General features: G+C 46.1%; 3 protein-coding genes. All 3 read left to right on the top strand.

The annotated features are described in order from the left end of the window. Positions 1-288: 288 nt before the first annotated feature. The 3 genes from FJZ26_04710 (at position 289) to FJZ26_04700 (ending at position 3,742) form a co-directional block, all read left to right on the top strand. Positions 289-1,383: an ABC transporter ATP-binding protein gene (locus FJZ26_04710; GenBank protein MBM3229706.1), complete on the top strand. Its 1,095-nt coding sequence runs from the start codon at positions 289-291 to the stop codon at positions 1,381-1,383. Positions 1,384-1,421: 38 nt separating this feature from the next. Continuing rightward, positions 1,422-3,410 (top strand): hypothetical protein, encoded by a 1,989-nt coding sequence (locus tag FJZ26_04705; protein ID MBM3229705.1) that lies wholly within the window; start codon positions 1,422-1,424, stop codon positions 3,408-3,410. A gap of 131 nt (positions 3,411-3,541) precedes the next feature. Next, a complete protein-coding gene (locus FJZ26_04700) occupies positions 3,542-3,742 on the top strand; it encodes a hypothetical protein (GenBank protein MBM3229704.1) in 201 nt (66 codons plus the stop codon). The last annotated feature ends 169 nt before the right edge of the window (positions 3,743-3,911 follow it).

Here is a 3,911-nt window from a genome sequence, read left to right as displayed (position 1 = left end):
AAAGCGTGGTTGCTAATTGATGCTAATTATTAAACTCTTTTTGGGTAATCATAAACGGCTGTGACGATACCGTCCCAGGATGAAGGCCTTAAAACCCTTGTGATTGACGGAGTAGCTTCTGAGCCAACATTGTAGATTAACCGGCTTCATCCAATATGCCCTCGGCTTTTTTTGTTTCTCTCCATCGGCGGCATGTTTAAATATTCCCCCGGCGCATAAAAATGTCTAGTGAAAAGCGAATTTTCTTTATATACTGGAATCTGGCGGCAGATTCATTAGGTTGGTTGTTTGTCTAGCAAAACATCAATGAATAAAGGGGTTTCAAGCGAAAGCCCGCAAGTGCCGCAAAGACAGGCAATGTCTGACGAAGAATACCTGAATTCTGAGTTCTCATCCTTCGCACCTGCAAACACGCAGGCCAGTCAAGACAAGGGCTCTGAAAGGCTCTCCCTAATCCATGCGGAAAACCTAACAGTAAAATATGAGAACAGGTTCGCGCTTGATGCGGTGAGTTTTGACATTTTTGAAGGAGAGGTTTTCGCGCTATTGGGCTCAAACGGGGCTGGCAAAAGCACAATCCTTTCATGCATATCAAGAATCAAGAGAAACTACGATGGAAGCCTGCTTGTCTTGGGCAAGGAGGCAAAACACAGCAGGAATGCAGTGCTCTCCACGGTTGCCCTTGTGCAGCAAGAGTACAGTTTTTTCCGCGATTTTACTGTATTTGAGAACCTTAGGTTTGCCTGCAACTCGTTCAACATTGCAAATAAGGAAACAAATGCAAGAATCCAATTCCTGCTTGAGGAGTACAAGCTTGAAAAATTCAGGGACATCAAGGCCAAGAACCTGTCAGGCGGCTACAAGAGGCTTCTCAATATTGCAATGTCAGTTGTCAAGGACCCTAAAATCATCCTCCTTGACGAGCCTACGGCGGGCCTTGACATTGAAATGCGCGAACTTATCAACAAGATAATCAAGAAATTCAAGAGGAATGGAATAACAGTGGTCCTCACAACCCACTATCTTGAGGATGTGGAGCAGGTAAGCGACAGGGTCGCTTTGCTGTCTCTTGGAAAGCTCGTTGCCATCGGGCCTATAGGGGAGCTTATTGCCCAAAAAGGAGGCCCTTATCTTGTAGTGCTATCAGACATCGGATGCCCCATGGAATCCCTGGAGGAAAGGATGGGCAAGCTGAAACACTTTGACAAGATAGTGGCACTTGAGGACAGATTCTACCTTGTTGCGCCGCAAAAGAACATAGGCATGTGCATGAAAGAGCTTTCAGGGGTCTTTGCAGCCGCCGGCACAAAAATAGGCAAAATAGAAATCCACGAGCCGTCATTAAACAAGGTGTTTCTTGGGATTGTGGGCCATCACAAGTAAGTGGCATTTATCTCTCATTTGCAAAGGCAGGTAATAAAATGAAACTAATCGACATGACCATAACTGAAGTGAAGTTCATCCTAGGAATGGGTCTTACTTCCTTTCTTATTATGAGCTATCCGTTTATCATAATGATTCTTCTTGGCCCGGCGTTTTCATCATCTCTCAATAAAATTGGCAACATACCAATCGCCATTTACGAAGATGGCTCAGGCAATACTGGCTCTATAACAAGCTCCATCATGCAAATTGACGGCATCAAGCTGGTGCGCGTTTATTCGGAGCCGGAACTGGTCTCAAAAGTCAGCGGCGGCGAGGTTCCGCTTGGGATTAAAGTCGGAATGGACGGGAACAGGCAGTCAGTTGTGCTTTATAGGGACCCGCAAAAGGGCATAATTGCAACCAACATGATTGTAATACTGGAGGAACTTCTCTCAGAGCAGAAAGGCATTATCGTTGCAAAATCAATAAATCAGCTTCAAGAAAGCCTTGCCAAAAGCACAAAGATTATCAAGCGGACCATGAAGGAATTTGGCAACTATAAAAATGAGATTTCAAATAGCAGGTTTGCCCTCAGTGCCCTTACAAACGACTTGGACGGCATCAGATCCAAGTTTTCATCTTCGTCCGCAAGGGTGGAGTCAATGAGGCAAAGCACCCAGTCTTCAAAGGCCACTCTAGCAGAATTCAGGTCTTCGATTGGGGACGTTGAAGCCCAGGTTTCCCAAATAGACTATTATGTAACGAGGATTGATGCTGCAGATGCGCGCCTTGTTTCAGTCTACAACATGATTTCCGACTTCAATTCCAAGCGCTCTGTCTATGTGGGCAAGATAGACTCTGCAAACAGCAAACTCAACAACTACAGGAACTATCTTTCGCAGGCCGAAAGCACGCTTCTGGCGGCAAGAAGCTCAACAAGCGACCAGAATTTGATTGCATCAATCAATTCCGCACTAAACTCCATTTCAAATGCCAAAAATGAGATTGTATCGGCGCAAAACGACCTTAATTCGGCAAGGTCGGACTTGATGTCGGTTGATGTGAACCGGTATTGGAATGAAGTAAGCGCAGCAAGAAATGAGCTGTCCGCAACCAGGGGCAACCTGCTTAACCTGAAGTCCCAGCTCAGCTCGGCAGCTTCCCTCTGGCGGGCAAAGGCGGACACATTGGAAGCGCAGCTAAACGAAGCCGATTCTGGGATTAATGAGCTTTCCTCAACTGCTTCTGATACAAAGGCATTTTTGGACAGGCTCTCACAGTATGCCTCTTCGGGAAATACTCAGCTTGACATTTGGGACAGAAGGATTGCAGAACTTCAAACTGCCTTTGGAAATGTGAATGAGGACTTGAGCGACATTTCAAGCTCAACAGACCAAAGCGAACTTTCCCCAATACAGTTTTCAAATGTCGAGGTAATCAGAAACTCCAACACCATTAACATTTTTTTCCCGGCAATAATGGGCATAGACATGATACTTGCATCTCTATTGCTTCCAATCATTGCGGGTGTGAGCATGAAAAACCAGGGTATGGACCAGCGCATCAGGGACTCATTTTTGGGTGCATTCAACTTCGTGGCAGGAAGGTTCATAGGAAACTATTTCATTAGCCTTCTGCAGCTGCTTATACTTACTGCTGTTGGCATTTTTGTGTTCGGCGTAGGCCACATCCAAAGCCTTGCCGGTGCAATTCTTGTCTTGCTCCTAGTGCCTGCGGTATTTACCTCATTTGGAATCCTTCTCTCGCTTTTTGTCAAGAAGGAAAGCACAGCAATACTCCTTTCGCTTTTAATCAGCATCCCATCCATCTTTCTTTCGGGCGCTATACTCCCAATAGAAGTATTGCCCTTCCCCTTTGACACCTTGAGCAAGGCCATGCCGCTTTACTCGGTCACAGGCGCTGTTTCGAAAACTGTCATCAAGGGTCTTGGAATTTTTGACAGCATATTCGAGATACTCTACCTTGCGCTTTTCTCGCTTGCATGCATCCTTTGCGCTTATGTTGTAAGAAAGATGCAGGAGTAAGCCGCCAGGGGCCGCAAACAGCCGTTTTTGCCTCAATTTGGATGAGGGCATGGGAATATAAACTCTGGCTCTATACCATAATGCAAAGTTCCCGCAAGGGGAAAAAAAGAATAAAAACGAGAGTGAAAAAAATGGGTTTTGAAGACGATCGTCGCGGTGGCGGCGGATACGGAAGAGGCGGTGGCGGCTATGACCGCGGACCGAGGGAAATGCACAAGGCTACATGCTCTGACTGCGGTCAGGAGTGCCAAGTGCCTTTCAAGCCATCAGAAGGCAGGCCAGTTTACTGCAGGGACTGTTTCACAAAACACAGGCCCCCAAGGGACTACTGAAACTGTTTAGAGATTGCGATTTCTAGGGTTTTTCAGGAACTAGACAATTTGCGGCTAATAGTTTGCGTCTTTTTTTCTTTTTTAATTTTTACCCAGCCTTGGCTTTCCGTTCCATGTTCAACTTCAAAATGGGGCCATTGGCGCTGCAATGAAAAAGCCTGCCCCTCTG

This window comes from Candidatus Parvarchaeota archaeon (assembly GCA_016866895.1).
Classification (GTDB): Archaea; Micrarchaeota; Micrarchaeia; order Anstonellales; family VGKX01; genus VGKX01.
The sequence above is the reverse complement of the archived record's forward strand: the minus strand, read 5'-3'. Positions and strand labels throughout refer to the sequence as shown.

Coding starts and splice junctions, on each gene's coding strand:
- FJZ26_04700 (MBM3229704.1), top strand. CDS start 3,542: ATGGGTTTTGAAGACGATCGTCGCGGTGGCGGCGGATACGGAAGAGGC.
- FJZ26_04705 (MBM3229705.1), top strand. CDS start 1,422: ATGAAACTAATCGACATGACCATAACTGAAGTGAAGTTCATCCTAGGA.